Source organism: Burkholderia sp. 9777_1386, assembly GCF_015712265.1.
In the GTDB taxonomy this organism is placed as follows: domain Bacteria; phylum Pseudomonadota; class Gammaproteobacteria; order Burkholderiales; family Burkholderiaceae; genus Burkholderia; species Burkholderia cenocepacia.
The window spans coordinates 45,567-71,321 of record NZ_JACCQB010000010.1 but is presented as its reverse complement, the minus strand read 5'-3'; the positions used below and the strand labels follow the sequence as shown (position 1 = coordinate 71,321).

Sequence of the window (25,755 nt, the reverse complement as noted above, 5' to 3'; positions counted from 1 at the left end):
CATTGTATCGCGGCGCGGACACCCCAAGCTTGTCTGTGTCCGGCCCCGGACCTTGCTATGATCGCGGGATACGCAACATTTTGACCATGCGGGCGCCCGCCCGCCACCGGATACCAAGACGATGGCAGCCAATCTCGACGTACAAGCGCGCTATTTCCCGCACACGCAGGACCAGCTCAAGGAAATCGCATCGGACATCCTTCGCCATGCGAAGGCGCTCGGCGCGACGGACGCCGCGACCGAAATCTCCGAGGGCGACGGCCTGTCGGTGTCGGTGCGCCGCGGCGAAGTCGAAACGATCGAGCACAACCGCGACAAGATGGTCGGCGTGACCGTGTTCATCGGCAAGAAGCGCGGCAACGCGAGCACGTCGGACTTCTCGCCGGCCGCGATCAAGGACACCGTCGCTGCCGCGTACAACATCGCGCGCTTCACGGCCGAGGACGAAGCGGCCGGTCTCGCCGAAGCCGAGCTGCTCGAAACCGACCCGCGCGACCTCGATCTGTACCACCCGTGGGCGCTGAGCGCCGACGAAGCCGTCGAGCTCGCCCGCCGCGCGGAAGACGCCGCGTTCGCGGTCAGCCCGCAGATCCGCAATTCGGAAGGCGCGAGCGTGTCGGCGCAGCATTCGCAATTCGTGCTCGCGACGTCGCGCGGCTTCCTCGCCGGCTATCCGTACTCGCGCCACTACATCGCGTGCGCACCGATCGCGGGCAGCGGCCGCCACATGCAGCGCGACGACTGGTATTCGTCGAAGCGCAGCGCGATCGATCTCGCCGCGCCCGAAGCGGTGGGCCGTTACGCGGCCGAACGCGCGCTCGCGCGGATGGGCGCGCGCCGTCTCGACACGCGCAAGGTGCCCGTGCTGTTCGAGGCGCCGCTCGCGGCCGGCCTGCTCGGCGCCTTCGTGCAGGCAGTGAGCGGCGGCGCGCTGTATCGCAAGACGTCGTTCCTCGTCGACAGCCTCGGCAAGCCGGTGTTCGCGCCGCACGTCCAGGTCGTCGAGGATCCGCACGTGCCGCGCGCGATGGGCAGCGCACCGTTCGACGAGGAAGGCGTGCGCACGCGTGCGCGCAGCGTCGTGAAGGACGGCGTCGTCGAAGGCTATTTCCTGTCGACCTATTCGGCACGCAAGCTCGGCACGCAAACCACCGGCAACGCGGGCGGCTCGCACAACCTCGCGCTGCGCAGCTCGAACACGCAGGCGGGCGACGACTTCGACGCGATGCTGAAGAAACTCGGCACGGGCCTGCTGCTGACCGAACTGATGGGGCAGGGCGTGAACTACGTGACGGGCGACTATTCGCGCGGCGCGGCGGGCTTCTGGGTGGAGAACGGCGTGATCCAGTATCCGGTCGAGGAAATCACCGTCGCCAGCACGCTGCAGGAGATGTTCCGCCATATCGTCGCGATCGGTGCGGATTCGATCGTGCGCGGGACGAAGGAAACCGGCTCGGTGCTGATCGAGCAGATGACGATCGCGGGGCAGTAAGCCGCACGCGGCACCGGCCGCCTGGAAACGAAAAAGCCCGACCGGCGCAAACCGGTCGGGCTTTTTTCATCGTGCGGAAGCAGGCGTCAGCCGCGCTTGCGTGCGTAGACGACGAACGCATAGCCGAACGTGTTCGGCGCGGCAGCCTGATGTGCGTCGCGCGAGATTTCCTGCCAGTGCGCGGCGTCGGGCGCCGGGAACGATGCGTCGCCGTCGAAGTCCGCATCGATCTCGGTGACGACCAGCTTGTCGGCGAGCGTGAGACCTTCCGCATAGAGTTGCGCGCCGCCGATCAGGAATGCCTCGGGTGCGCCGTCGCGCGCGGCGAGCGCCAGCGCATCGGCCAGCGACGTGACCGTGTCGCAGCCTTCGAAACGGCGCGTCGCGTCGCGCGTGACGACGATATTGCGGCGGCCCGGCAGCGGCCGCCCGATCGACTCGTGGGTCTTGCGGCCCATCACGATCGGCGCGCCCATCGTCGTGCGCTTGAAGAACGCGAGATCCTCGGGAAGTTTCCAGGGCAACTGGTTGTCGCGGCCGATGATGCCGTTGCGGGCACGCGCGACGATCAGGGTCAACGTCGTCATGAAGGTCGGGGAAGAGGGAAAACGGAATGGGCCGATTTTACCGGAACGGCGGCACGCTCCGGATTCCGCACGCCGGTAGGGACGTCGGCGTTTCCCGTGTCGTGCGCCGCGACGCGTGATGCTCCGCGTCGCGGCGACCGTTCGAATAAAAAGAGTGCCCGCCGGGGGACGGAGCACAAAAAACGTTTTGTGCCGCGAGATCGGCGATACCGGTTCCGATCGAGGGCTGCGCGTTCGACCGGATCGTCAGTTCAATACGGAATCCTGATCGAATCGAAGCGACGCAAGCATCAAGGATGCGTACTGCCTCGCGCGTTACCGCCCATCGCGTGCCGCATGTCCGATGGTTGCGGCGCCGGCAGCGGCATCGGCAATTGGGGCGGCGGCGGGATCTCGTCCCACAGCGTCACGGAGGCCTGGGCGGCCGGCAGCGGTTGCGGCGCCGACACGGTCACGATACTGAAGTCGTCGCCGAGCTGCATGCTCGGCACTGGCTCGGCAACCAGCATGGCGCGATCCGGCCGCATGCCTTCGTCCGCGCATGCCGGCGCGGGCGGGCCGGCGGCCGAGAGCACGAGCGTCATCGGCACGAAAGAAAGTAAAAGATGTTTTCGCATGGCGACTGTCTCCGGTCGTTCCCGTATTCAGCGAAATACATGCCACGGTACCGGGACCATTGCCGCCATTGCGATTCCTGCTCAAGCGTTGCGAATTGTGGCCAAAAACGCCTGAAAATGTTTCAGGCCTGAAACGAGGGGGCTCGGGAATACTGCTGATTCAATCGATACGCTTCAAGGATGAAAATCGGCGCGTGTGTTGATGACGAAACCCTTCCTGCGCATGGGCTATGTGCAGATGATTGATCTGCATCGACCTCCTGAGCGATTCGGCCGCATCGCCATCGGCACTGAAACGGCTTTGTCGTATTCGGTGCCTATAACCAAGCAGTCTTGATCAAAAATAACTGGACGCGAGATAAGCGCCATCATGCGAGGCTGTGTCGTTGCCGCGCATCGGCATGGCGAATCGAGCCACCTTGGGCTGACCCGATTCGATCCTTTTGCACGTGACCTTGACGTGTGCGGCAATCGTTAGACGGTTGATGAACGGGGTGAGCATATGGGAGCCGATCAGCGGCACGTGATCTACTATTCGCGCGAACCGAACGACGCGTTGCGCGGCCATTTCGACGAATGCGGCTGGCGCGTCGATCTGGCCGAGACCGTGCGCGATGTGCGGCGCGTCGTGCAGCATGGCGTCGCAACCGCCGGCCTGCTCGATTTCTCGCCGGGCTTCAAGCCGTCGGATCTGCGTGAACTCGAATCCTGCCTGAGCATCCAGCACATCGGCTGGATCGCGGCGACGCGGCGCGGCCAGTTGCAGGACGCGACGCTGCGCCACCTCATTCGCGACTATTGCTTCGACTACGTGACGATGCCGTACGAAACGGCGCGGATCGTCGAGACGGTCGGTCATGCGCACGGCATGGTCGCCCTGACCGATCCTGTTGCGCCGCCCGTCGGCGCCGGACGCAGCGAAGGCGAGATGGTCGGCACCTGCGATGCGATGCTCGGGCTCTTCAGGACGATCCGCCGCGTCGCGGCGACCGACGCACCGGTATTCATCTCCGGCGAATCGGGCACGGGCAAGGAGCTGACGGCGGTCGCGATTCACGAGCGCTCGTCGCGCGCGCAGGCGCCGTTCATTGCGATCAATTGCGGCGCGATACCGTCGACGCTGCTGCAGGCCGAACTGTTCGGCTATGAACGCGGCGCGTTCACCGGTGCGAACCAGCGCAAGATCGGTCGCGTCGAGGCCGCCAACGGCGGCACGCTGTTTCTCGACGAGATCGGCGATCTGCCGCTCGAAAGCCAGGCGAGCCTGTTGCGCTTCCTGCAGGAAGGCAAGATCGAGCGGCTCGGCGCGCACGTGTCGGTGCCGGTCGATGTGCGCGTGATCTGCGCGACGCACGTGGACATGGAAGCGGCGCTGCGCGAAGGGCGCTTCCGCGAGGACCTGTTTCATCGGTTGTGCGTGCTGAAGATCGAGGAGCCGCCGCTGCGCGCGCGCGGCAAGGACATCGAGGTGCTCGCGCGCCACATGCTCGAGCGCTTCAAGGGCGATGCGCATCGTCGTCTGCGCGGCTTTTCCCCGGATGCGGTCGCGTCGCTGTACGGCTATTCGTGGCCGGGCAACGTGCGCGAGCTGATCAACCGCGTGCGCCGCGCGATCGTGATGTCGGAAGGCCGGATGATCACGTCGGCCGATCTCGAACTGAACGACTATGCGGCGCTTGCGCCGGTGTCGCTGCTGGAGGCGCGCGAGGCGGCCGAACGGCAGGCGATCGAGCAGGCGCTGCTGCGCCATCGCGGCCGTTTCGCGGATGCCGCGCGCGAACTCGGCGTATCGCGCGTCACGCTCTACCGGCTGATGTGCGCACACGGGATGCGCGATCGCGGCGACACGCTCGGAGGGTTTTCGGCGCCGTTGCCGGAGCTTCCGCGTCACGCTTGTTAAAATTGGCGGGTACGGCCGCCCTCGCGGCCGAAGGAACCCGCATGAAACAGTATCTCGATCTCGTTCGTACCATTCTCGATACCGGCAGCTGGCAGGAGAACCGGACGGGGATCCGCACCATCAGCATGCCGGGCGCGATGCTGCGCTTCGACCTGCAGCAAGGCTTCCCGGCCGTGACGACCAAGAAGCTCGCGTTCAAGTCCGCGATCGGCGAACTGGTCGGCTTCCTGCGCGCGTCGCGCAGCGCGGCCGATTTCCGCGCGCTTGGCTGCAAGGTGTGGGATGCGAACGCGAACGAGAACGCACAGTGGCTCGCGAACCCGTATCGCCAGGGCGTGGACGATCTCGGCGACGTCTACGGCGTGCAATGGCGCCAGTGGCCGGGCTACAAGGTGCTGGATGCCGGCGCGGACGCGCAGATCGCCGATGCGACCCGCCGCGGCTTCCGGATCGTCACGCGTTTCGACGAAGACGGCGCGCCGAAGGTGCTGCTGTACAAGGCGATCGATCAGTTGCGCCAGTGCCTGGACACGATCATGGAGAACCCGTCTGATCGCCGCATCCTGTTTCACGCATGGAATCCGGCCGTGCTCGACCAGATCGCGCTGCCCGCGTGCCATCTGCTGTACCAGTTCCTGCCGAACGCGACGAAGCGAGAGATCTCGCTGTGCCTGTACATCCGCAGCAACGACGTCGGCCTCGGCACGCCGTTCAACCTGACGGAGGGGGCCGCGCTGCTGTCGCTCGTCGGCCGGCTGACGGGCTACACGCCGCGCTGGTTCACGTATTTCATCGGCGACGCCCACATCTACGAGAACCAGCTCGACATGCTGCAGCAGCAACTCACCCGCGAGCCGTACGAAAGCCCGCGGCTGGAAATTGCCGAGCGCGTGCCCGACTACGCGAAGACGGGCGTCTATGCGCCGGAATGGCTGGAGCAGGTCGAGCCGTCCGATTTCTCGCTCGTCGGCTATCGGCACCATGAGCCGCTGACCGCGCCGATGGCGGTCTGATCGCGCGGCCGGGGCCGCGCGGGTCCATCGATCCGCACCCTGCAAAAAGGCTCGACCGGCTGATACCGGTCGAGCCTTTTTGTTTCAGGTTTGCTGCACTTACTGGCGATGCCGCTCCTCGTGGCCGCCTTGCGGCGGCGGGTTGCTCGGGCGCGGCGCCTCGACGTGCGGCGCCGGCTGCGGCCGCGGTTCCATCCGCGGAGCGGGCATCGCCGGGCGCGGCTCCATGCGGGGCGCCGGTTGCGGGCGCGGCTCCATCCGCGGCGCCTGCGGCTGCGGACGCGGCACGTCGTGCACGGCGGGCGCCGGCGGACGGTACTCGTTCACGCGCGGCGGCGCGACTTCGCGATGGGGCGCCGGTTGAGCGAAGTCCGGGCGCGGCTGCGGCGCGGGGGCGGCCCGTTCCGGTTGCGGCTGCGCATGCCGGGCCGGCGTCGGGAAATCGGGGCGCGGACGCGGCTGCGGAATCTGCGCGGTATGGTCGGGCTGCGGTTGCGGCAGCGCGCGCGGCGCTTCGTTGCGGCCGCCGGGCTGGATGCCCTGCGGGGCCGGCACGCCGTCCGGGTGCGGCACCGCGGCGCTGCGCACGGGCGGCAGCGCGTTCTGGCCGGCCGCGTGCAGCGCAGTGGGCGGAGCAGGGCGCTGACGTTCCATCGGCGTGTGCGGCTGCATCCACGTGGGCGATGACGGCGCGTCGGCTGCCCGCGCCTGACCGATGCCCGACCGAGCGTTGTTCGCTTCCGGCGGATGCGGGACGCCGTTGCCGGTCGCGAATGCCTGATGCGGGATCGGGTTGCCGGACGCCTGCGGCGTGCCGCCATTGGCGAAACGCGATGCGTTCGGGATTTCGCCGTTTGCAGGCCGTGCGACATTCGGCATGCCCAGCGTCGGCGCCTCCGGCCGTCCGGCCTGCACGCCGGCCGGCTGGCCTTCGCGCGGCGCGCGGGTCGGCTCCACGACGGGGCCGTGCGGATTCACGAGCTGCACGTTGTGCATCGCCCAGGCGCCGCCGCCCGGCTTGCCCGGCACGCGGACCGGACGAGCCGTATAGTCGGCCGGCACGTTGGTCTTCACGACCGGTGCGCCGGCGCCCGGTACGCGCCCGCCTTGCTGCGCGAGGTGGGCGGCGGCCTGGTCGCGATATGCGGCCGGCACGGCCGGATTACGGGTCGCGACGTACGGGTGCTGCGCGATCGCCGCCGGCGGACGGTAGCTGGCATTGCGCAACCCGCCGGTGAAGCTCTGGCGCACCGGCGCGATGCCGGGCGTGCCCGGCGTGACATGCGCGTTGCGCCATTGCTGCGGATCGACGTGCTGCGAGAAGTGCGCGACCGGCTGGCCGTGCACGAACGCGGAGGCCGGTATGGCCGTGATCGCGTGCGGCGCGCGGAAGTTCACGTACGTCTTGTTGATGTTGGTGATATTGGTGATGTTCGTCACGTTCACGGTCTTGTTCACGTTGACGTTGTTCACCACGATGTTGCGGTTGACGCGCTCGTAGTAGTGCGGACTCCAGCCGCCCCAGCCCGGATGCCACGGCTCGCCCGGGCCGAGCGCGAACCATGCGCAGCCGGCCGCGGCGACGCCGCCGACCGTCAGCGCCACATTCCAGTCGGAACCGCCGCCACCGCCGCCGCCCACGAAGGCGACGAGCGCCGGCGCATAGACGGGCGGCTGGCTGACGACCATCGGGCCGGGCACCCAGGCCCAGCTGTCGTCCACGTACGCCCAGCGGCCGTAGTGATACGGCGCGAAGCCCCACGGCGCGTCGTCGACCCAGGTCCAGCCCCACGGCGCCTGCCAGATCCAGTGGCCGTCGTGATACGGCGCCCAGTCGGCCGGCGTGTCGTTCGGCACCCAGACCGCGCCGTAGTTCGGCGTTTCGCGCCACGTGCCGTTCGCATCGAGATCCTGGTAGCCGGGGATGTCGCGGGACACGTAGCGGGCCGACACCGAGCGCGCTTCGGCCGCGTCGCGGCTGGCCGCCCACTGGTCGAGCGCATCGGGGCCCGGTGCGGCCGATTGTTGCGCGACCTGCAGGTCGGTGCTGGTGAACACGACCTGCTGCCCGGGCGACAGCGGGTACTGCCCGTTGCTGCCGTAGACCGTCGCGCTGCCGCTGCGCACCGTCACCGTCGTGCTCGCGCCGTTCGGCGCCACATCGACGCGATAGTCGCCGGGGCCCGTGATGCCGAGCGCGAGGTTCGGAGTGTCGATTTCATACGATCCGCCGGCCGGCAAATCGCGCACGTGCGTCGACACGGTGCCGAGGCCCACTTTCAACTGCGTCGTCGTGTCGTCGAGATTCAGCACCGCCAGGCTCGTCGATTCGCCGAGCCGCACCGCGGTCGAGCCGATGTGCAGTTCCGAGCGCGCGCCGGCATCGTTCCAGAGCTGGTCGCCGGTCGTCAGCGGCCGGTTCACCGCCGCATACGACCACGCATCGGTGCCGGCCGGTTCGGTCGTCACGGCGCCCGACAGGTAATTGAGCCGCGCGACGCGGCCGGGCGGATCGCCGCCCGGTTGCCGTGCCGCGGCCATATTCGGCGGCGCATCGGCCGATTGCGCGAAGGCGGGCGGCAGCGCCGCAAGCGCGACGAACGCGAGCAGCGTGTAGCGGGCGGTGCGCTTGAGCGTGAACAGGGTGGCCATGGTGAGCGTCATTGTCGTGATCGCGGCGCGTCGATTCGTGCCGTCGAGTTCACAATATCCGCTTGGCCTGTTTCAAGGCACGGTGTTTTGTAAGTCGAATGGCATGCGATGTAACAAAACCTGTCCATCGCGCGCCGTTGTCGTGCGGCTGCAATGCCGGCGTCAAGCGGACGTAAGCCACGCATCGAAAACCTGCCGGCCGGGCGCCGTGACGCGCAGCACGCGCGGCCGGGCAGCGCGCTCGATCCAGCCGTGTGCGCAGAAGCTTTCGAGCAGCGCCGCGCCGAGCGCGCCGCCGAGATGCGAGCGCCGCTCGCTCCAGTCGAGGCAACCGCACGCGAAGCGGCGCCGGCGCGCGCGCTGTTGCGCGACGTCGATGCCCCATCGTCCGAGCGCCTGCGTGCCGAGCTCGGTGGTCTCGATCGCGTCGCCGTTCGCGAGCAGCCAGCCGCGCGCGGTGAGGCCGTCGAAGATGCGCACCGCGAGCTCGCCTGCCATGTGGTCGTAGCAGGTGCGGGCGTAGCGCAGTTCGGCCGGGACCGCGCGCGACGGCGGCGGAACCGGACGGTGCGGCGCGGCCGCGCGGGCGACGTTCGCCAGCGCTTCGAGCGAGGCCGCGATGTCGGCCGACGCGATGCGGTAGTAGCGATGCCGGCCGCGCACGTCGAGCGCCAGCAGGCCGCCCTCGGTCAGGCGGGCGAGGTGCGCGCTGGCCGCGGACGGCGACAGCCCCGCGATCATCGTCAGTTCGCCGGCCGGCCGCGCGCTGCCGTCCATCAGCACCCACAGCATCGCGGCGCGGCCGGGATCGGCGATCAGTGCGCCGATGCGGCTCAGGCCCGGAAAATGGTGGTCGTCTTGATCGGTCATCGTCGTACCTCGTCGAGCGGGATGAAGGCAGTGTAGTCGGTGCGCGCATTCGATGTTTCGCTTCCGGATGAAATGTCGGATGCGGCCGCGACGCCCCTGCGGGGACGGGCTGCGGCCCGTTGCAGGGCACGCGTAGAATGGCCGGACGCGGCGGCAGCGGGCCGCCGCATGTGACGCGATGCAACGATGAAGACGATTTTCTGTGTGTTGACCGCCGCGCTCGTATGCGCGGCGTGTGCGCAGGGCGGCGCGGGCGCGACCGGCGAGCGCGGCGGCAGTATCGAGATGTACGGGACGATCGACCAGGGCATCACGGTGCGCCGCTGACCGGCGCCGCTCCCCGCGCGCGTCGGCATGACCGCCGCAGCCCCGCCACGCGGGGCTTGCCGCGACGCGTTGCCGCAGTGCAACGTATAATGGCCCGATCACAGCGCCCCTGTCGCCTGGAGCCAGAACAATGTCCCAACCGTCCCCCGTGCCGGCCGCCCTCGACCGCACCGAAACCGTATTCCGCTTCCTCGCCGAGCCTTCGTCCGTGAACTTCGGCGGCAAGGTGCATGGCGGCGCGCTGATGAAGTGGATCGACGAGGTCGCGTATGCGTGCGCGGCGGTCTGGTCGAGCCGCTATTGCGTGACGGTCAGCGTCGGCAACATCCGTTTCCAGCGTCCGATCCTGGTCGGCAATCTGGTCGAGCTGAAGGCGCGCGTCGTCGCGACGGGGCGTACCAGCATGCACATCCACGTGTCGGTGCACGCCGGCGATCCGAAGGGCGGCGTGCTGCGCCAGACGACCGATTGCCTCGTCGTGTTCGTCGCGGTCGACGAGAACGGCAACCCGGTGCCGGTGCCGCCGTTCGTGCCCGAAACCGACGAGCAGCGCGTGCTCGCGAAATATGCGGCCGACGTGCGGGCCGCGCTCGACAAGATCGTCGAGATGAAGCCGGAAGAAGTCGCGAAGGGCACCGTCTGAGTGCCGTGGGCGCCGCGCTCGTCGCGCCGCGCCCGCCGTCCTGCCGTTACCGCGTCCCGATCATCTGCTCGGGGCGCACCCAGGCATCGAATTCCGCCTCGGTCAGGTAGCCGAGCGCGAGCGCGGCCGCCTTCAGTGTCGTGCCTTCCTTGTGCGCCTTCTTCGCGATCTGCGCGGACTTGTCGTAGCCGATGTGCGGATTGAGCGCCGTCACGAGCATCAGTGATTCGTTCAGCAACAGGTCGATCCGCGAGCGGTTCGGCTCGATGCCCACCGCGCAGTGATCGTTGAAGCTCTGCGCGCCGTCGGCGAGCAGGCGCACCGATTGCAGCACGTTGTGCGCGATCATCGGCCGGAACACGTTCAGCTCGAAATTGCCGCTCGCGCCGCCGACGTTGACCGCGACATCGTTGCCGAACACCTGGCAGCACAGCATCGTCACCGCTTCCGACTGCGTCGGGTTCACCTTGCCCGGCATGATCGAGCTGCCCGGCTCGTTTTCCGGAATCGACAGCTCGCCGAGCCCGCAGCGCGGCCCGCTCGCGAGCCAGCGCACGTCGTTCGCGATCTTCATCAGGCTGGCTGCGACCGTCTTCAGCGCGCCGTGCGCGAAGACCAGCGCATCGGCGGCCGCCATCACCTCGAACTTGCTCGGCGCCGTCACGAACGGCAGCTTCGTAAGCCGGCCGATCTCGTCGGCCACGCGCACCGCGAATTCCGGGTGCGCGTTCAGCCCCGTGCCGACCGCGGTGCCGCCGAGCGCGAGCTCGTACAGATGCGGCAGCGCCGATTCGACGTGACGGATGCCCTGGTCGAGCTGCGCGACATAGCCGGAGAATTCCTGGCCGAGCGTGAGCGGCGTGGCGTCCTGCAGGTGCGTGCGGCCGATCTTCACGATGTCGGCGAACGCCTTCGACTTCGCGTCGAGCGTCGCGCGCAGCGTGCGCAGCGCCGGCAGCAGGTGATTGACGATCGCATACGCGGCCGCCACGTGCATCGCGGTCGGGAACACGTCGTTCGACGACTGGCCGCGGTTCACGTCGTCGTTCGGATGCACCTTGCGCGCTTCGCCGCGCTCGCCGCCCATCAGTTCGCTCGCACGGTTCGCGATCACCTCGTTGAGGTTCATGTTGGTCTGCGTGCCGGAGCCCGTCTGCCACACTGCGAGCGGGAATTCGCGCGGATGCTTGCCGGCGATGATCTCGTCGGCGGCTGCGATGATCGCGTGCGCCTTGTCGTCGGCGAGCACGCCGAGCGACTGGTTGACGGCCGCCGCGGCGCGCTTGACGATCGCGAGCGCGTGGATCAGCTCGGGCGACTGCTTCTCCGTCGAGATCCGGAAATTCTGCAGCGAGCGCTCGGTCTGCGCGCCCCAGAGCCGATCGGCCGGCACGGCGATCTCGCCGAACGTGTCGCGTTCCATCCGAACTGCTTCATTCATGATGCACTCCTCCTGGAAAGGGGAAAGGCCGCGCGTCGTCGCGCGGCGTCAGGCGTAATCAGACGTATCGTGAGGCAGTCGCGCCGCTGGCGCGGCGTCTCGAGGTGTTCAACCGACAAGCATAGCGCCGGCCGCGATTTTGCGTCGTGTCGCGCCTGGGGCAGGCGCAAGCCCGCGACGAGCGGGAACCGGCCCTAGCGCGCCGTCGCGATGAGCGAGAGGGTCTTGCGGTGAAAGCGCCAGGCCATCAGCGCGGCGACGCTCGCGAGCCCGGCCGCCAGCCCCCACCACAGGCCGCGCGCGCCCAGGCCCGCGTGGAACGCGAACCAGTAGCCGGTCGGGAAGCCGATGCCCCAGTAGCCGAAGGTCGCGGCGAGCATCGGGATGCGCGTGTCCTTCAGGCCGCGCAGCGCACCCGACGCGACGGTCTGCATCCCGTCGACGATCTGGAATACCGCGGCGATGCCGAGCAGTGACGCGGCGAGCGACACCGTGGCCGCGTTGGCCGGGTCGTCGAGGTGCAGGTACAGGCCGACGATCGTGTGCGGCGCGACGATCATCACGAGGCCCGACAGCGACATGAAGCCGACGCCGAGCGCGAGCGCGACGAAACCCGCGTGCCGCGCGGCGACGGGCGAGCCCGCGCCGACCCAGTAGCCGACGCGCACGTTGGCCGCCTGGCCGATCGCGAGCGGCACCATGAACGATACCGACGCGACGTTCAGCGCGATCTGGTGCGCGGCGAGCGACGTCGCGCCCAGCACGCCGACCGTGAGGCCGGTGGCGAGGAACAGCGTCGATTCGACCCCGTACGTGATCGCGACCGGCCAGCCGATGCCGATCAGCTCGCCCATCACGGGCAGCTTCGGGCGCGCCGCGGTCACGAAATGGCGGAAGCGCTGCCGGCCGTGCAGCAGCCAGATCAGCGCGAGCGCGGTGAGCCAGATCGTGATCGTTGTCGCGACGGCCGAACCGAGAAAACCGAGGCGCGGCAACCCGAATGCGCCGTGGATCAGCCCGTAGTTCAGCACGCCGTTGACGCCGACGCCGCCGATCGACACCCACAAGAGCCGCCGCGCGGCGCCGATCGCCGGCAGGAACGCGCGCATCAGCCCGACGCCGATCAGGCTGCCGAGCGCCGCGTAGCGCAGGATGCCCGTGTATTCGCCGACGTGATGCGCGAGCAGCGGCGGCTCGTGGAACATCAGCAGGATCGGCTCGGCGAGCGACAGCGCGACGATCGCCGGAATCGCGAGCAGCACGGACAGCGCGAAGCCCGTCCAGTAGATGTGCGGCACGCGGTCCTCGGCCTGCGCGCCGCGCGCATGCGCGACGCTCACGCTGACCGACGACAGCACCCCTTGCAGGATCGTCACGATCACGAAGAAGAAGTTCGCGCCGAGCCCGCCCGCCGCGAGCGAATCGGGGCCGAGCGAGCCGAGCAGCACCGTGTCGGTGACGCTCATCGCCATCTGGGAAAGTTGCGCGATCGCGAGCGGCGCGGCGAGGCGTGCGGTATCGGCGGCATGACTGGACAGGGACGGCGGCGCGGCGGCCGTCCGCGTGAAACCGGAATGCGACATGGAATGGGCGCTCGCGCGGGTGCGGGCCCGCGCTATATGTATTTATTTTGAGAGACGGTTAGCTTACGGCTTTATTCGTACCGTGTCGAACGCGTGCATCGATGGCCATGTCGCAGGCAGGGGGAACGCGGCGGGGCTAGGCCTCGCGCACCGCGATGCGCGTGTCGCCGAGCAGCACGACCTGGCCCGCGCGGATCTTGCAGGTCTTGCGCAGCTCGACCGCGCCGTCGACTTTCACGGCGCCGGACGCGACGATCAGCTTCGCGGTGCCGCCGCTGTCCGCGAGGCCGGTGATCTTGAGAAGGTTGTGCAGCTCGACGTATTCGCCGGTCAGCGTGAAATCCAGATTGGGCATGACGAGGAAGGTGCGCGACGCGCGGGAGGAAACGCCCCGCATCATACGGCACCGCGGGCCGGCACGCGAGCGCGGCTGGCTGCCGGCGGATGTAAAGGACTGTGAGCGATTCGTCAGCAAATGAAACGGTGGGTAACAGTCTGAGAGATTGGCGAACCGGCCGCGCGGGCCGCCGGTCTTCTGTCGTACCTGCTGCGTGTTGCGGCGGGGACGCGACGGACCGCAACGGCGGCCCGGGCGGACAACTTCTTGAGGAGAATTGCCATGTCCAAGATTCGTACGATGCTGATCGGTGCCGCGCTGACGGCGTTCGCCACTTCGGCCGCATTCGCCCAGACGGGCACGACGGCGCAAGGCGCAGCCGGTGCCGGCGTGCAGGCGCAGACGCCGGCGGCCGGTGTCGGTGCAGGCGCGCAGGGCGGGGCCGGCGCGAACGCGTCGGGCAATGCGACAGGTGCTGCGACCGATGCGGTCGGCGCGGCAGCCGATGGCGCGAAGGATACGACGTCGTCGGCCGTCCATTCGACCAAGAAGCACACGAAGCATGCGGCGAAGTCGGCCAAGAGCCATGCCGGTTCGGCCAAGGCGAAGGCCGACGAGGCGACCGAGGGCGGCGCATCGGTCGGCGCGCAGGGCGGGGCATCGGCTCAGGGCGCCACGCAGTAAGCGATGCCCGGCGCTTGTCGCGACGCTCGCCTTCGGGCGGTGCGTCGCGACCGGCGATCGTCCGGCGGCCCGGTTCGCTTGACGCGAGCCGGGCCTTTTTCATGAGGTAAAAGGTTCAGCGGGACGGGCGAGCCGTCACGGCCGGCGCGGGCCTTGCCCTTGCCCTTGTCCCTGCCCCTGGGCCGGCCGCACGGCGGCCGGTGTGAACACGCTGCGCAGCCACGCGGCGAGCCGCGCGAAGACGTCGTACGGTTCCTCGACGAAGATCTCCGGCTTCAGCAGCCGCAGGTATTCCATGATCTGCTGGGCTTCCTGCTTCTGGAACGAGCCGTGCGCGAGCCCAAGCCGCAGCAGCCCGCGCAGTTCGCCGAGCTTGTCGCGCGCGGTGCTGCCGACGCTCATCTCGCACGCGAGCTTGGCTTCGTAGATCCGTTGCCGCAGCGATTCCGCGAGCCGCCACGCCGGCGTCTGCATCGATTCCTCGAGCGTCTGGATGTCCTGCGCCGCGCCCTTGATCTGCGACGCGAGCGGATCGATCAGCGACTCGTCGCCCTGCGCTTCGGCGACGATCGCCTTCGCCCAGTCGCGGCAGGCCTTCGCGAGTTCGTCGGGCGTCCACTCGGAGCGCGACGCGAAGCCGAAGCCGAATTCGCCGGCCTGCCGCATCAGGATCGCGACGACGTCCGGGAATTCCTTGTCGAGCGTGCGCTTCGCCCATGCGTACTGGCCGCCCTGCAGCATCCGCTGCACGGCGTGCTCGGTCAGCGGCACCATGTTGTCGAGCAGCTTGGCGCGCAGGAAATCCTCGAACGACGGCGTCGCGAATTGCGGGTCGAGTTTCAGCGACACGCGAACGAACGCATCGTAGTCCTTGCGCAGGGACTCGAGCGTGTCGTCCTTGAGGGAAAGGGTGATCTGGCCCATGAATCGTCTCGATGGCGGCCCGCGCAGGCCGGCGCCGGCACGGCGCACCGGGGCGGGCGCAGCGTCGACTGACCGGTGCGCGCCGAGGCCGGTGGCGGGTCTTCATCTCCTATATCGGCGCACCGGGCGGAAACTTGAGCGGGCGCGATCGAGCGAGCGCTCAGGCGGGCAGCCAGTGCGGGAGGACGACCCCTTGCCACAGGAAGAACACCACGAGTCCGGCGGCGATCGTCACGAGCGGGCGGCGGGTCGTGGCCGATACCAGCACGGCGGCGAGCGCGCCGACGAGTTGCGGATTGCGCCAGGTCAGCTCGGCCGTGCCGCCGTGCGGCGAAACGGTCATCGGCACGATGATCGCGGTCAGCACGGTGACCGGCACGAAGCCGAGCGCGGTCCGCACGAGCGGCGGGAACGTCAGCCGCTCGCCGAACAGGAACAACGTCGAGCGGATCGCATACGTGATGACGGCCATGCCGAGGATCAACAGCGCGTAGCTCACGATGCGGCCTCCGAGCGCGAGCCGGCGCGCGTGCGATCGTGCAGCAGCGTGAGCAGGACGCCGATCGCGACGCCGACGGCGACCGCGCCGAGCAGCCCGAGCTTGTACGGCCAGCCCTGCCAGAAGTACGCGAGCGTGCCGGCCGTGGCGGCCGCCGCGAAATAGCGCAGCGTGCCGAGCTGCGGGACGACGATCGCGATGAAGGTCGCCGCCATCGCGAAATCGAGGCCGAGCGACTGCAGGCCCGGGAATGCCGCGCCGAAGCCGATGCCCGCGAGCGTCCAGACCTGCCAGTTCAGGTACATCGCGAGCCCGGAGCCGAAAAAGTAGTGGGGGCCGATCGTGCCGGGCGGGTAGTGCCGATAGTGCCCGTACGCGACCGCGAACACCTCGTCGGTCATCAACGCGCCGAGCGTCGCGCGCCAGCGCAGCGGCAGGTGCGCGACATAGGGCGCGAGGGTCGCGCTGTACAGCAGGTGGCGCAGGTTCACGATCAGTGTCGTGGCGAGCACGACGACGAAACTCGCGCTGCCGGCGATCAGGCCGAGTGCGATGAACTGCGCGGAGCCCGCGAACACGGCGAGCGACATCAGCGCGCCGTGCCAGGCGGCGAGCGGGCCGCCGCCGACGAGCGTGCCGAAAATCACGCCGAACGGTGCGGCGCCGATCATCATCGGAATCGTGTCGCGCGCGCCGTCGAGCCATTCGTTGAGCGGGCGGCGCGGGGGCGATGCGGGTGTCTTGTTCAAGAAGCGCTCCTCCATGAGCGGGAGGATAGCGGGCCGGTGGCGGGCCGGCTTGTATGTTCTTGCGCCCGTCGGAACGGGGCCGGCGCCCGCGTGCCGGCCGGCGCGGGCGGCCGTGCGGCCGACGACGGCGGGAAGCCGCGCGTCAGCTTGCCTGCCAGCGCCCGGGCGGCACGCCGAACATCCGTTTGAAATGCCGCGTGAAGTGGCTCTGGTCGACGAAGCCGCTGGCCGCCGCGACATCGGCGACCGGCACGCCCGCGCGCAGCGGCGCCAGCGCACGCTGCAGCCGCAACTGGTTGCGCCACGCATGCGGCGGCATGCCGGTCGTACGCGTGAACAGGCGCGCCGCGTGAAACGGCGACAGGCCGGCCGCCTGCGCGACCTCGTCGAGCGTCACCGTGGACATCAGGTCGGCGGCGAGCCGCTCGTGCATCGCGTCGACGCGTGGCTCGTCGGCCGCGAGCGGCGCGGGTCGCGGCCGTACGTCGGCGTGGCGCACGATCAGCGTCGACAGCGCGTCGAGCATCGCGGTTTCGGCGGCGAGCGGATCGTAGATGCGCGGCGCGCCGGTGGCCGGATCGCCGGCCGGCTGTCCGGCCGCATCGGCCTGCGACGACAGCGCGCGCTCGCTGCCGGCTTCCAGCATCCGGTGCGCGAGCGTGAGCCGGGCCGCGAGATCGGCGTCGCGGATCACGTCGGGGGCAAACCACGGTGCATCCTGCGGGCGGCCCGCGATCGTACTCGCGAGTTCGTGGATGAATTCGACCGGCATGTAGCTGACGCGATAGCACCAGCCTTCGTCGGCGGCACGCGAGCCCGTGTGCACTTCACCGGGATTGATCACGGGCACGGTGCCCGTTTCGGCGACGTAGCCGGTGCCGCGATAGGTGAAGCGTTCCGCGCCTTCGAGAATCACGGGGATCGTGTACGCGTCGTGCCAGTGGGGCGCGAACGCGTGATCGCGATAGGTGGCCGTGAGCAGATCCGCGTCCGGCACGAGCGGCGTGCGCCAGTAGCGTGCGGAATCGGGGAGGCGGGCGGCGGACATGATCGGGCGCGGGAGCGGGCTTACTTGACCGGAATCGTCGTGCCGGCGGGCATCGGCACCGCGGTCACGGCGTTCTTCGGGCTGCCGCTGACGATACGGTCGCTGTAGGTCAGGTAGACGATCGTGTTGCGCTTCTTGTCGATCACGCGCACGACGTGCAGCGTCTTGAAGATGAACGACATGCGTTCGCTGAACACGTCGGTCTGCTGCTTGAGCGGTTCCTTGAAGCTGATCGGGCCGACCTGCCGGCACGCGATCGACGCTTCGCTCGGATCCTCGGCGACGCCGAGCGTGCCCTTGATCCCGCCGGTGCGGGCGCGCGACACGTAGCAGGTCACGCCACTCACGACCGGATCGTCATAGGCCTCGACGACCACGCGATCGGAGCCCGTGACGCGGAAATGGGTATTGACGCTGCCGACTTCCTCCGCGTGCGCGAACGGTGCGGCGGCGACGGCGGAGAACAGGAGGGCGACGGGGGCGAAACGGAAGAGGCGATGCTTCATCGACGGAACCGGATGCGAATGCGGGACAGAAACTCTAGCATGCGCATGACCGGACCACGAAAAGCGGGAAGAGGGAACGGCGGCCGGAAAAACAAAAGGCCCGTCGAATGACGGGCCTTTCGCTGTTTGGCTCCCCGACCTGGGCTCGAACCAGGGACCTACGGATTAACAGTCCGGCGCTCTACCGACTGAGCTATCGGGGAATAAATCGGTACATCTGCGTGTTGTGTGTTCCAACAAAAAACCCGTCCACTTTCAACGGGCCTTTGCGTTTTTGGCTCCCCGACCTGGGCTCGAACCAGGGACCTACGGATTAACAGTCCGGCGCTCTACCGACTGAGCTATCGGGGAACAAACAAGCAACAGCAGAGAAACGAGATTGTATGGAGTGTTCGCTAACCTGTCAACACCTTGGAGCCGCGCCGCATGAAATTTTTTGCGGCCGCCGCGCGATCAGCGCTCGAGCAGGTGCAGCTTCTCCTGCACGTCCTTCCACTCGTCCGCGTCGGCCGGCGCCGGCTTGGTCTTCGTGATCGACGGCCAATTCTTCGCCAGCTCGGCATTCAGCTCGGTGAACTGCTGCTGGTCGGTCGGAACGTCTTCTTCGGCATAGATCGCATTGGTCGGGCATTCGGCGACGCACACGGCGCAGTCGATGCACTCGTCCGGATCGATGGCGAGAAAGTTGGGACCTTCACGGAAGCAATCCACCGGGCACACATCCACGCAATCCGTGTATTTGCACTTGATGCAGCCTTCGGTCACAACGTGAGTCATTAAAACGCTCCTGCTTGGCGGTATATATGGGGTGGCGTTTGCGCCAAAAGCGGCATTGTAACTGAAGCGCAAAACCCGCATGACGTGGTCGGCTATCCGGCTTATATCGTTTCGTGATTAGTTTATGGCGTGCGCAACGCGGATACCCGCGCACCCGGCGGCGGCGCGACGCGGCCCGGCGGCGAGGGCGGTTTCACGATGGTCCGGCCCGCATTCGGGTAACATGACCGACAGACCGGGCGGCGCGCGGTGCGCCGGGGCCCGGTCATGATATTGGCGGTGCCGTCATCATGATCATCACTTCGCTGCTGGACACGGATCTCTACAAGTTCACGATGATGCAGGTCGTCCTGCATCACTTTCCCGCTGCAAACGTCGAATACCGCTTCCGGTGCCGTACGCCCGGCGTCGATCTCGTGCCGTACATCGACGAGATTCGCGACGAGGTGCGCGGCCTGTGCTCGCTGCGCTTTTCCGACGTCGAACTCGATTACCTGCGGCGGATGCGCTTCATCAAGAGCGACTTCGTCGATTTCCTCGCGCTGTTCCACCTGAACGAGAAGTACATCTCGGTCACGCCGTCGCCGAAGGGCAACGGCGAGATCGACATCGTGATCGAGGGGCCGTGGCTGCATACGATCCTGTTCGAGATCCCGGTGCTCGCGATCGTCAACGAAGTCTATTTCCGCAACACGCAGCGCGAGCCCGACTATCGCGAAGGCCGCGAACGGCTGCGCGAGAAGATCAAGCTGCTCGGCGCGAAGCCCGAGTTCGCCGACTGCAAGATCGCCGATTACGGCACGCGCCGGCGCTTCTCGAAGGTCTGGCACGAGGAAGTCGCGCTCACGCTGCGCGACGGGCTCGGGCCGCAGTTCGCGGGCACGAGCAACGTGCTGTACGCGATGAAGCACGACATCACGCCGCTCGGCACGATGGCGCACGAGTATCTGCAGGCGTGCCAGGCGCTCGGCCCGCGGCTGCGCGATTCGCAGATCTACGGCTTCGAGATGTGGGCGAAGGAATATCGCGGCGACCTCGGGATCGCGCTGTCGGACGTCTACGGCATGGACGCGTTCCTGAACGACTTCGACATGTACTTCTGCAAGCTGTTCGACGGCGCGCGCCACGATTCGGGCGATCCGTTCGAGTGGGGCGAGCGGATGCTGCGCCACTACGAAGCGAACCGGTGCGACCCGCGCACCAAGGTGCTGGTGTTCTCGGACGCGCTCGACATTCCGAAGGTCATGCAGCTGTACGAACGGTTCCGCGGCCGCTGCAAGCTCGCGTTCGGCGTCGGCACCAACCTCACCAACGATCTCGGCTACGTGCCACTGCAGATCGTGATCAAGATGGTTCGCTGCAACGGGCAGCCGGTCGCGAAGCTGTCCGATTCGCCGGGCAAGAGCATGTGCGACGACAAGGCGTATCTCGCGTACCTGCGGCAGGTGTTCGGCATCGCGCAGCCGGTCGAGGAAGACGCGTCGAAGTAGGCGCCGGCCGTTCGGCCGAAGGTGCGTCGCGGCAGGGGCGGTCGGTATAATCCGACGTATTGCCCGCCACCGTCACGAGGACCGTTCATGGACACTTCCGCTGCCCGTCGCCAGATCCTCGCGCGCATTCGTGCGGCGCAGGGGCGCGCGGCCGAACCCGATGCAGCGGAGCGCGACGGCGTCGCCGACTATCTCGCCCGTCATCCGGAGGGGCCGCGCCCGCCGGCGCCGGCCGACCTCGTCGCCGCTTTCGTCGACGAAGCGGCGCGCCTGTCGACCACGGTCGACGAAGTCGCGACGCTGGCCGACGTGCCTGCCGCCGCCGCCCGCTATCTTGCCGCTCACGGCCTGCCGACGCAGGCCATCGCTTGGCGCACGCTCGCCGATCTCGACTGGGCCGGCGCGGGCCTGTCGGTCGAGTGCCGCAAGCCGCGCGACGGCGATCTGGTCGGCCTGACCGGCTGCTTTTGCGCGACCGCCGAAACGGGGTCGCTGGTATTGCTGTCCGGCCCCGACACTTACGCATCGGCCGGCCTGCTGCCGGAAACCCACATCGCGATCGTGCCGGCATCGCGCATCGTCGCCGGTCATGAAGACGCGTTCGCGCTGATTCGCGCGGAGCGCGGCGAGTTGCCGCGCGCGGTCAATTTCGTGTCCGGCCCGTCGCGCACGGGCGACATCGAACAAACGATCATCCTGGGCGCACACGGCCCGTACCGCGTGCACGCGATCGTCGTACGGGGCGCATGACGCGCCCGCTGCATTCACCCCTACTCGAACAAGGAAGTTCTGCATGAAACGACATGCCGCCTGGGCGGGCATGGCGTCGGGAATCGCGCTTGGCGCCGCTCCCGCGCTTGCATCGGCCGCCACGCTCGACGGTGCCACGCTGTCTGCGCTCTGGGGCATCCCGTTCGCCGGGATCCTGCTGTCCATCGCGCTGTTCCCGCTCGTCGCCCCCGTGTTCTGGCATCACCACTTCGGCAAGATCGCCGCCGGCTGGGCGATCGTGTTCCTCGCGCCGTTCGCGGTCGCGTTCGGCATCGGCACCGCGTTCGGCACGCTCGTGCATGCGCTGCTCGAGGAATACATTCCGTTCATCGTGCTGCTCACCGCGCTCTATACGGTCGCGGGCGGCATCTGCGTGAACGGCAACCTGCATGGGTCGCCGAAACTGAATACCGCGATACTCGCGCTCGGTACGCTGCTCGCGAGCGTGATGGGCACGACGGGCGCCGCGATGCTGCTGATCCGGCCGCTCCTGCGCGCCAACGACAACCGCAAGCATGTCGTGCACGTCGTGATCTTCTTCATCTTCCTCGTCGCGAACGCGGGCGGCTCGCTGTCGCCGCTCGGCGATCCGCCGCTGTTCCTCGGCTTCCTGAACGGCGTGAGCTTCTTCTGGACGACCACACATCTCGCGCTGCCGATGCTGTTCATCTGCGTGGTGCTGCTGACGCTGTTCTTCGCGCTCGATACGTACTTCTACCGGAAGGGCGGCGAGGAGCGGCCGGCCGCGCTCGATCCGACGCCCGACGGTGCGGCGCTGTCGATCGACGGCAAGGTCAACTTCGTGCTGCTGGCGGCCGTGATCGCGCTCGTGCTGATGAGCGGCGTGTGGAAGCCGGGCATCTCGTTCGACGTGTGGGGCACGCACGTCGCGCTGCAGAATCTCGTGCGCGACGTCGCGCTCGTGGTCGTGACGCTCGTGTCGCTCGCGCTGACGCCGCGTTCCGCGCGCGAGGGCAACGCGTTCAACTGGGCGCCGATCGAGGAAGTCGCGAAGCTGTTCGCGGGCATCTTCGTGACGATCGCGCCGGTGATCGTGATCCTGCGCGCCGGCGCGGATGGCGCGTTCGCGCAGATCGTCCATCTCGTCACGGGGCCCGACGGCAAGCCGATCGACGCGATGTACTTCTGGGCGACCGGCATCCTGTCGTCGTTCCTCGACAACGCGCCGACCTATCTCGTGTTCTTCAACCTCGCGGGCGGCGATGCGCGGACGCTGATGACGACCGGTGCGTCGACACTCGCCGCGATTTCCGCCGGCGCGGTGTTCATGGGCGCGAACAGCTACATCGGCAACGCGCCGAACTTCATGGTGAAGGCGATCGCCGAATCGCGCGGCGTGAAGATGCCGAGCTTCTTCGCGTACCTCGGCTGGGCGCTCGTCGTGCTGATACCGGTATTCCTGCTGACGTCGTGGCTTTTCTTCACGGCGTAAGCTGACGATTTTCAACCCCGAGCGGGCGGTCCCGGCGGCGCATGGTGCGCCGCCATCCGGCCGCGGCATGCGGAGATGGCGATGCAGAAGATCCTGGTCGCGCGTCCGATCTTTCCGGACGTGATCGAACGGCTCAAGCAGTATTTCGAAGTCGACTGGAACGACGGCGACGCGCTCGCGCCCGACGCGCTCGCCGCGCGTCTGGCCGACAAGGACGGCGCGCTGACGGCCGGCGACCCGGTCGGCGCGGCCACGCTCGCGGCGGCGCCGCGTCTGCGCGTCGTGGCGAACATGGCGGTCGGCTACAACAACTTCGACATGGCCGCATTCAACGCGGCGAACGTGCTCGGCACCAATACGCCCGACGTGCTGAACGAATCGACCGCCGATTTCGGCTGGGCGCTGATGATGGCCGCGGCGCGCCGGATCGCCGAATCCGAACACTGGCTGCGCGCCGGCCACTGGCAGAAGTGGGCGTACGACGGCTTTCTCGGCGCCGACATCCATGGCTCGACGCTCGGCGTGATCGGGATGGGTCGCATCGGCCAGGCGCTCGCGCGCCGCGCGCGCGGCTTCGGGATGCAGGTGATCTACCACAACCGGTCGCGGGTCGCGCCCGAGATCGAAGCCGAGCTGAATGCCGAATACGTGTCGAAGGATGCGCTGCTCGCGCGCGCCGATCATGTCGTGCTCGTGCTGCCGTACACGAAAGAGAACCATCACACGATCGGCGCGGCCGAGCTCGCGAAGATGAAACCGACGGCGACGCTGACCAACATCGCGCGCGGCGGGATCGTCGACGATGCGGCGCTGGCCGTTGCACTGCGCGACGGGACGATCGCCGCAGCCGGCCTCGACGTGTACGAGGGCGAGCCGAGCGTGCATCCGGCGCTGCTCGAGGTGCCGAACGTCGTGCTGACGCCGCATATCGCAAGCGCCACCGAAAAGACCCGCCGCGCGATGGCGGATCTCGCCGCCGACAACCTGATCGCCGCGCTGGGCGAGGGGCCGCGGGCGGGGCGGCCGCCGAATCCGATCAACCCTGACGTGATCGGGAAGCCGCGCGCATGACGATGACGTTGTTGCTTGCGGCGGTCGTCGTGCTCGCTGTCGCGCTCGCGGTGGCGATCGTCGCGCTCGTGCGCGGCGGCCGCCACGACGATGCGGCCGTGCTCGGCGACCAGATCGAGGACGCCGCGCATGCGCAGGCACGCGCGGTCGAGCGGCTCGAGCGCGAACTGCGCGGCGAGATCGTCGAAAATGCGCGCGGCTCGCGTACCGAGCTGGCCGGCAGCTTCGCGCAGTTGCAGCAGACGCTCGCCGCGCAACTGACGAGCGTGGCGACCGTGCAGAACAACCAGATCGAGGGGTTCGCGCAGCAGCTCGGCAAGCTCGTCGCCGGCAACGCGCAGCAGTTCGACGCGATGCGCGAGAGCGTGCAGCGCCAGGCCCAGCAGGCGCGCGAGGAGCAGACGGGCGCGCTGCGGCTGTTCGGCGACACGTTGCACCGGCAGCTCACGCAACTGACCGAGGCGAACGATCGCCGGATCGGTGAAGTGCGTGCGACGCTCGAACAGCGGCTGAAGGAAATCGAGACGAACAACGCGGCGAAGCTCGAGGAGATGCGCCGCACCGTCGACGAGAAACTGCACGCGACGCTCGAGCAGCGGCTCGGCGAATCGTTCAAGCTCGTGTCGGACCGGCTCGAGCAGGTGCATCGCGGGCTCGGCGAGATGCAGACCCTCGCGGCCGGCGTCGGCGACCTGAAGAAGGTGCTGACCAACGTGAAGACGCGCGGCACCTGGGGCGAGGTGCAGCTCGAAGCGCTGCTCGAACAGATGCTCACACCCGAGCAGTACGCGAAGAACGTCGCGACGGTGCCGAAGAGTACCGAGCGCGTCGAATTCGCGATCCGGCTGCCGGGCCGCGATGCCGGCACGCGCGACGCGCCGCCGGTGTGGCTGCCGATCGACGCGAAATTTCCGCGCGAAGACTACGAGCGGTTGATCGACGCGCAGGAGCGCGCCGATGCGGTGGCGGTCGAGGAGGCGGCGCGTGCGCTCGAGGCGCGGGTGCGGATGGAAGCGCGCACGATCGCCGAGAAGTACGTCGCGCCGCCGCACACGACCGATTTCGCGCTGCTGTTCCTGCCGACCGAGGGGCTCTATGCGGAGATCCTGCGTCGGCCGGGGCTGACCGACCTGCTGCAACGCGACTATCGCGTGACGGTCGCCGGGCCGACCACGCTCACCGCGCTGCTGAACAGCCTGCAGATGGGGTTCCGCACGCTCGCGATCGAGCAGCGCTCGAGCGAGGTGTGGCAGGTGCTCGGCGCGGTCAAGACCGAGTTCGGCAAGTTCGGCGACGTGCTCGCGCGCACGAAGTCGCAGCTCGAAACGGTCACGCGTTCGATCGAGGCGGCCGAGCAGCGCACGCGCGTGATGAACCGCAAGCTCAAGCAGGTCGAGGCGTTGCCGGGCGATACGGCGGCCGGGCTGCTCGGCGCGGAAGGGGCCGAAGGCGCCGATGCGGACGATGCATGACACGCGTTGCCGGCAGCCGCCGGACAGAAAAAACGGGCGCCGCGGCGCCCGTTTTCTTTTGCAGCGATCGCCGGCGTGGCCGGCCCGCGCTCAATGCGCGGCGAGCGTGTCCAGCGCGCCACCCGTCACGCGTACGATGCGCCACTCCGGCAGCACGGTCGCGCCCATCTTCTCGTAGAAATCGATTGCCGGCTGGTTCCAGTCGAGGACCGACCACTCGAAGCGCGCGCAACGGCGCTCGACGGCGAGTGCCGCGAGATGACGCAGCATCGCGGTGCCGAGGCCCGTACCGCGCTGCGACGGCTGCACGTACAGATCCTCGAGATAGAGTCCGCGGCGGCCGACGAACGTCGAATAGTTGTGGAAGAACAGCGCGTACGCGACGATCGCGCCGTCACGCTCGGCCACCAGCGCTTCGGCCGCGGGGTGCTCGCCGAACAGCGCGTCGGCGAGATCGGCTTCGGTCGCGACGAACAGATCCGTGAGCTTCTCGAACTCGGCCAGCTCGCGCATCAGCGCGAGGATCGCGCCGACGTCGCGCGGGGCGGCCGCGCGGATCAGCGGCGTGCCGCTCACGCTTCCTCCGGTGGATCGGACAGCACGATTTCGATGCCGCCGAAGCGCGACGCGACCCAGTTGTACGCGTGGCACGCAATCCACAGCAGCACGAAACCGAGGATCGCGTTCAGCAGCAGCGCGCTCAGGATCGTGCTCAGTTCGACCATCCCGTAGCGGATGTACGCGACGAGAATGCCGAGCAGCACGATCGGCACGCTGAACGTCAGGTAGACGAGAATCAGCGCCTTCGCGGTCTGTCCCGCGGCGATCGACGAGATTTGTTTCTTCATG

Annotated in this window: 27 protein-coding genes and 2 tRNA genes; 12 read left to right on the top strand and 17 right to left on the bottom strand. The window is 68.2% G+C overall.

Annotated elements, in window-relative coordinates; translation table 11 throughout:
• Positions 1–121 precede the first annotated feature (121 nt).
• Positions 122–1,492, top strand: coding sequence for a metalloprotease PmbA (gene pmbA, locus H0X91_RS10780; RefSeq protein WP_048984630.1), 1,371 nt, complete (start codon positions 122–124; stop codon positions 1,490–1,492).
• 86 nt (positions 1,493–1,578) lie between these two features.
• Here the strand turns inward: pmbA and H0X91_RS10775 are convergent, their stop codons facing one another.
• The gene (locus tag H0X91_RS10775; protein ID WP_006493548.1) at positions 1,579–2,079 is read right to left on the bottom strand and encodes a dihydrofolate reductase; all 501 of its coding nucleotides are present in this window, start codon (positions 2,077–2,079) and stop codon (positions 1,579–1,581) included.
• Between the two features lie 290 nt (positions 2,080–2,369).
• On the bottom strand, positions 2,370–2,696 hold the full coding sequence (locus H0X91_RS10770) for a hypothetical protein (protein ID WP_077056132.1): 327 nt from the start codon (positions 2,694–2,696) through the stop codon (positions 2,370–2,372).
• A gap of 202 nt (positions 2,697–2,898) precedes the next feature.
• Here H0X91_RS10770 and H0X91_RS35240 point away from each other — a divergent pair, with 202 nt between their 5' ends.
• The 3 genes from H0X91_RS35240 to H0X91_RS10760 all read left to right on the top strand — a co-directional run bounded on the left by H0X91_RS35240 (position 2,899) and on the right by H0X91_RS10760 (position 5,609).
• A complete protein-coding gene (locus H0X91_RS35240) occupies positions 2,899–3,033 on the top strand; it encodes a hypothetical protein (RefSeq protein ID WP_256097531.1) in 135 nt (44 codons plus the stop codon).
• A gap of 165 nt (positions 3,034–3,198) precedes the next feature.
• Positions 3,199–4,596, top strand: coding sequence for a sigma-54 dependent transcriptional regulator (locus H0X91_RS10765; RefSeq protein WP_006486860.1), 1,398 nt, complete (start codon positions 3,199–3,201; stop codon positions 4,594–4,596).
• Positions 4,597–4,637: 41 nt separating this feature from the next.
• Positions 4,638–5,609, top strand: coding sequence for a thymidylate synthase (locus H0X91_RS10760; protein WP_006486933.1), 972 nt, complete (start codon positions 4,638–4,640; stop codon positions 5,607–5,609).
• 99 nt (positions 5,610–5,708) lie between these two features.
• On the opposite strand, the gene H0X91_RS10755 is transcribed toward H0X91_RS10760, so the two are convergent.
• The gene (locus H0X91_RS10755; protein ID WP_230877920.1) at positions 5,709–8,273 is read right to left on the bottom strand and encodes a DUF6600 domain-containing protein; all 2,565 of its coding nucleotides are present in this window, start codon (positions 8,271–8,273) and stop codon (positions 5,709–5,711) included.
• Between the two features lie 150 nt (positions 8,274–8,423).
• Positions 8,424–9,131 (bottom strand): ArsR/SmtB family transcription factor, encoded by a 708-nt coding sequence (locus tag H0X91_RS10750; RefSeq protein WP_048985197.1) that lies wholly within the window; start codon positions 9,129–9,131, stop codon positions 8,424–8,426.
• Between the two features lie 186 nt (positions 9,132–9,317).
• On the opposite strand from H0X91_RS10750, the gene H0X91_RS10745 reads away from it, so the two are divergent.
• Both H0X91_RS10745 and H0X91_RS10740 read left to right on the top strand, forming a co-directional pair.
• The gene (locus H0X91_RS10745) at positions 9,318–9,458 is read left to right on the top strand and encodes a hypothetical protein (protein ID WP_006486199.1); all 141 of its coding nucleotides are present in this window, start codon (positions 9,318–9,320) and stop codon (positions 9,456–9,458) included.
• Between the two features lie 130 nt (positions 9,459–9,588).
• Positions 9,589–10,101 carry an acyl-CoA thioesterase gene (locus H0X91_RS10740; protein ID WP_006493265.1) on the top strand — a complete coding sequence of 171 codons (513 nt, stop codon included), beginning with the start codon at positions 9,589–9,591 and terminating at the stop codon, positions 10,099–10,101.
• A gap of 46 nt (positions 10,102–10,147) precedes the next feature.
• Here H0X91_RS10740 and fumC read toward each other — a convergent pair whose 3' ends face one another.
• The 3 genes from fumC to H0X91_RS10725 all read right to left on the bottom strand — a co-directional run bounded on the left by fumC (position 10,148) and on the right by H0X91_RS10725 (position 13,480).
• On the bottom strand, positions 10,148–11,542 hold the full coding sequence (gene fumC, locus H0X91_RS10735; protein WP_006486188.1) for a class II fumarate hydratase: 1,395 nt from the start codon (positions 11,540–11,542) through the stop codon (positions 10,148–10,150).
• A 194-nt stretch (positions 11,543–11,736) separates the two neighbouring features.
• Positions 11,737–13,125: a multidrug efflux MATE transporter NorM gene (gene norM, locus H0X91_RS10730; RefSeq protein WP_006496523.1), complete on the bottom strand. Its 1,389-nt coding sequence runs from the start codon at positions 13,123–13,125 to the stop codon at positions 11,737–11,739.
• Between the two features lie 136 nt (positions 13,126–13,261).
• Positions 13,262–13,480, bottom strand: coding sequence for an RNA-binding S4 domain-containing protein (locus H0X91_RS10725; protein WP_006486208.1), 219 nt, complete (start codon positions 13,478–13,480; stop codon positions 13,262–13,264).
• Between the two features lie 264 nt (positions 13,481–13,744).
• On the opposite strand from H0X91_RS10725, the gene H0X91_RS10720 reads away from it, so the two are divergent.
• Positions 13,745–14,146: a hypothetical protein gene (locus tag H0X91_RS10720; protein ID WP_006486212.1), complete on the top strand. Its 402-nt coding sequence runs from the start codon at positions 13,745–13,747 to the stop codon at positions 14,144–14,146.
• Positions 14,147–14,281: 135 nt separating this feature from the next.
• Here the strand turns inward: H0X91_RS10720 and H0X91_RS10715 are convergent, their stop codons facing one another.
• The 8 genes from H0X91_RS10715 to fdxA form a co-directional block, all read right to left on the bottom strand.
• A complete protein-coding gene (locus H0X91_RS10715) occupies positions 14,282–15,070 on the bottom strand; it encodes a DUF4088 family protein (protein WP_196433026.1) in 789 nt (262 codons plus the stop codon).
• A gap of 160 nt (positions 15,071–15,230) precedes the next feature.
• On the bottom strand, positions 15,231–15,569 hold the full coding sequence (locus H0X91_RS10710; RefSeq protein WP_006486204.1) for an AzlD domain-containing protein: 339 nt from the start codon (positions 15,567–15,569) through the stop codon (positions 15,231–15,233).
• The gene (locus tag H0X91_RS10705; RefSeq protein ID WP_006496522.1) at positions 15,566–16,333 is read right to left on the bottom strand and encodes an AzlC family ABC transporter permease; all 768 of its coding nucleotides are present in this window, start codon (positions 16,331–16,333) and stop codon (positions 15,566–15,568) included. Before H0X91_RS10705 ends, H0X91_RS10710 begins: the two co-directional genes overlap by 4 nt.
• A gap of 127 nt (positions 16,334–16,460) precedes the next feature.
• Positions 16,461–17,366 carry an AraC family transcriptional regulator gene (locus H0X91_RS10700; protein WP_196433025.1) on the bottom strand — a complete coding sequence of 302 codons (906 nt, stop codon included), beginning with the start codon at positions 17,364–17,366 and terminating at the stop codon, positions 16,461–16,463.
• Between the two features lie 20 nt (positions 17,367–17,386).
• A complete protein-coding gene (locus H0X91_RS10695) occupies positions 17,387–17,872 on the bottom strand; it encodes a CreA family protein (RefSeq protein WP_058902106.1) in 486 nt (161 codons plus the stop codon).
• Between the two features lie 127 nt (positions 17,873–17,999).
• Positions 18,000–18,075 (bottom strand) — tRNA-Asn (locus H0X91_RS10690).
• A gap of 72 nt (positions 18,076–18,147) precedes the next feature.
• Positions 18,148–18,223 (bottom strand) — tRNA-Asn (locus H0X91_RS10685).
• 102 nt (positions 18,224–18,325) lie between these two features.
• Positions 18,326–18,649, bottom strand: a complete 324-nt coding sequence (gene fdxA, locus H0X91_RS10680) for a ferredoxin FdxA (protein WP_006496521.1) — start codon at positions 18,647–18,649, stop codon at positions 18,326–18,328.
• Between the two features lie 290 nt (positions 18,650–18,939).
• Here fdxA and pncB point away from each other — a divergent pair, with 290 nt between their 5' ends.
• The 5 genes from pncB to rmuC all read left to right on the top strand — a co-directional run bounded on the left by pncB (position 18,940) and on the right by rmuC (position 24,906).
• Positions 18,940–20,139, top strand: coding sequence for a nicotinate phosphoribosyltransferase (gene pncB, locus H0X91_RS10675; RefSeq protein WP_006486197.1), 1,200 nt, complete (start codon positions 18,940–18,942; stop codon positions 20,137–20,139).
• A gap of 87 nt (positions 20,140–20,226) precedes the next feature.
• Positions 20,227–20,889, top strand: coding sequence for a LutC/YkgG family protein (locus tag H0X91_RS10670; protein WP_006486205.1), 663 nt, complete (start codon positions 20,227–20,229; stop codon positions 20,887–20,889).
• 43 nt (positions 20,890–20,932) lie between these two features.
• Positions 20,933–22,363, top strand: coding sequence for a sodium:proton antiporter (locus H0X91_RS10665; protein WP_058902108.1), 1,431 nt, complete (start codon positions 20,933–20,935; stop codon positions 22,361–22,363).
• An 81-nt stretch (positions 22,364–22,444) separates the two neighbouring features.
• Positions 22,445–23,434 (top strand): 2-hydroxyacid dehydrogenase, encoded by a 990-nt coding sequence (locus H0X91_RS10660; protein WP_006486189.1) that lies wholly within the window; start codon positions 22,445–22,447, stop codon positions 23,432–23,434.
• Positions 23,431–24,906 carry a DNA recombination protein RmuC gene (gene rmuC / locus H0X91_RS10655; RefSeq protein ID WP_006486198.1) on the top strand — a complete coding sequence of 492 codons (1,476 nt, stop codon included), beginning with the start codon at positions 23,431–23,433 and terminating at the stop codon, positions 24,904–24,906. The genes H0X91_RS10660 and rmuC overlap by 4 nt, the downstream gene beginning before the upstream one ends.
• A 90-nt stretch (positions 24,907–24,996) precedes the next feature.
• Here the strand turns inward: rmuC and H0X91_RS10650 are convergent, their stop codons facing one another.
• Complete coding sequence (locus H0X91_RS10650) at positions 24,997–25,482, bottom strand: GNAT family N-acetyltransferase (protein WP_048987069.1); 486 nt, start codon at positions 25,480–25,482, stop codon at positions 24,997–24,999.
• Positions 25,479–25,754, bottom strand: coding sequence for a hypothetical protein (locus H0X91_RS10645; RefSeq protein ID WP_006476519.1), 276 nt, complete (start codon positions 25,752–25,754; stop codon positions 25,479–25,481). Before H0X91_RS10645 ends, H0X91_RS10650 begins: the two co-directional genes overlap by 4 nt.
• Position 25,755: the final 1 nt, after the last annotated feature.

What these genes read in the sequence shown, in the direction of transcription:
- pmbA (WP_048984630.1), top strand. Translation starts at nt 122, where the DNA reads ATGGCAGCCAATCTCGACGTACAAGCGCGCTATTTCCCGCACACGCAG.
- H0X91_RS10775 (WP_006493548.1), bottom strand. Translation starts at nt 2,079, where the DNA reads ATGACGACGTTGACCCTGATCGTCGCGCGTGCCCGCAACGGCATCATC.
- H0X91_RS10770 (WP_077056132.1), bottom strand. Translation starts at nt 2,696, where the DNA reads ATGCGAAAACATCTTTTACTTTCTTTCGTGCCGATGACGCTCGTGCTC.
- H0X91_RS35240 (WP_256097531.1), top strand. Translation starts at nt 2,899, where the DNA reads ATGACGAAACCCTTCCTGCGCATGGGCTATGTGCAGATGATTGATCTG.
- H0X91_RS10765 (WP_006486860.1), top strand. Translation starts at nt 3,199, where the DNA reads ATGGGAGCCGATCAGCGGCACGTGATCTACTATTCGCGCGAACCGAAC.
- H0X91_RS10760 (WP_006486933.1), top strand. Translation starts at nt 4,638, where the DNA reads ATGAAACAGTATCTCGATCTCGTTCGTACCATTCTCGATACCGGCAGC.
- H0X91_RS10755 (WP_230877920.1), bottom strand. Translation starts at nt 8,273, where the DNA reads ATGACGCTCACCATGGCCACCCTGTTCACGCTCAAGCGCACCGCCCGC.
- H0X91_RS10750 (WP_048985197.1), bottom strand. Translation starts at nt 9,131, where the DNA reads ATGACCGATCAAGACGACCACCATTTTCCGGGCCTGAGCCGCATCGGC.
- H0X91_RS10745 (WP_006486199.1), top strand. Translation starts at nt 9,318, where the DNA reads ATGAAGACGATTTTCTGTGTGTTGACCGCCGCGCTCGTATGCGCGGCG.
- H0X91_RS10740 (WP_006493265.1), top strand. Translation starts at nt 9,589, where the DNA reads ATGTCCCAACCGTCCCCCGTGCCGGCCGCCCTCGACCGCACCGAAACC.
- fumC (WP_006486188.1), bottom strand. Translation starts at nt 11,542, where the DNA reads ATGAATGAAGCAGTTCGGATGGAACGCGACACGTTCGGCGAGATCGCC.
- norM (WP_006496523.1), bottom strand. Translation starts at nt 13,125, where the DNA reads ATGTCGCATTCCGGTTTCACGCGGACGGCCGCCGCGCCGCCGTCCCTG.
- H0X91_RS10725 (WP_006486208.1), bottom strand. Translation starts at nt 13,480, where the DNA reads ATGCCCAATCTGGATTTCACGCTGACCGGCGAATACGTCGAGCTGCAC.
- H0X91_RS10720 (WP_006486212.1), top strand. Translation starts at nt 13,745, where the DNA reads ATGTCCAAGATTCGTACGATGCTGATCGGTGCCGCGCTGACGGCGTTC.
- H0X91_RS10715 (WP_196433026.1), bottom strand. Translation starts at nt 15,070, where the DNA reads ATGGGCCAGATCACCCTTTCCCTCAAGGACGACACGCTCGAGTCCCTG.
- H0X91_RS10705 (WP_006496522.1), bottom strand. Translation starts at nt 16,333, where the DNA reads ATGGAGGAGCGCTTCTTGAACAAGACACCCGCATCGCCCCCGCGCCGC.
- H0X91_RS10700 (WP_196433025.1), bottom strand. Translation starts at nt 17,366, where the DNA reads ATGTCCGCCGCCCGCCTCCCCGATTCCGCACGCTACTGGCGCACGCCG.
- H0X91_RS10695 (WP_058902106.1), bottom strand. Translation starts at nt 17,872, where the DNA reads ATGAAGCATCGCCTCTTCCGTTTCGCCCCCGTCGCCCTCCTGTTCTCC.
- fdxA (WP_006496521.1), bottom strand. Translation starts at nt 18,649, where the DNA reads ATGACTCACGTTGTGACCGAAGGCTGCATCAAGTGCAAATACACGGAT.
- pncB (WP_006486197.1), top strand. Translation starts at nt 18,940, where the DNA reads ATGATCATCACTTCGCTGCTGGACACGGATCTCTACAAGTTCACGATG.
- H0X91_RS10670 (WP_006486205.1), top strand. Translation starts at nt 20,227, where the DNA reads ATGGACACTTCCGCTGCCCGTCGCCAGATCCTCGCGCGCATTCGTGCG.
- H0X91_RS10665 (WP_058902108.1), top strand. Translation starts at nt 20,933, where the DNA reads ATGAAACGACATGCCGCCTGGGCGGGCATGGCGTCGGGAATCGCGCTT.
- H0X91_RS10660 (WP_006486189.1), top strand. Translation starts at nt 22,445, where the DNA reads ATGCAGAAGATCCTGGTCGCGCGTCCGATCTTTCCGGACGTGATCGAA.
- rmuC (WP_006486198.1), top strand. Translation starts at nt 23,431, where the DNA reads ATGACGATGACGTTGTTGCTTGCGGCGGTCGTCGTGCTCGCTGTCGCG.
- H0X91_RS10645 (WP_006476519.1), bottom strand. Translation starts at nt 25,754, where the DNA reads ATGAAGAAACAAATCTCGTCGATCGCCGCGGGACAGACCGCGAAGGCG.